Below are 436 nucleotides of genomic sequence, written 5' to 3' on the forward strand. Positions count from 1 at the left end.
GCCCGCTGACGCAGGTCGTCGTCGGACAGGAACCCCTGCCGCCACCCGATCTCCTCCGGAGACCCGATCTTCAACCCGGTGCGCCGCTCGATCGTGCGCACGTAGTCTCCCGCGTCGGCCATCTGATCGAACGTGCCGGTGTCCAGCCACGCCGTCCCGCGCGGCAGCACCTCCACCCGCAGCTTCCCCTGTCGCAGGTACGCGGCGTTCACGTCCGTGATCTCCAGCTCCCCCCGCGGGGAGGGCCGAAGCCCGCGGGCGATGTCGACGACGTCGTTGTCGTAGAAGTACAGGCCGGGGATGGCGTAGTTCGACTTCGGGTGCGCCGGCTTCTCCTCCAGCGACACCGCCCGCCCCGTCCCGTCGAACTCGACCACCCCGTACGCCGACGGCTCCGCGACCCAGTACGCGAACACCGCCGCACCGTCCACATCCG

General features: G+C 70.4%; 1 protein-coding gene. It reads right to left on the reverse strand.

The window, feature by feature from the left end; translation table 11 throughout:
* A partial coding sequence (locus tag ACWXWW_RS17890; protein WP_455971338.1) for a sugar nucleotidyltransferase occupies positions 1 to 436 on the reverse strand: 436 nt, incomplete at both ends.

Source organism: Microbacterium sp. KNMS (assembly GCF_053851835.1).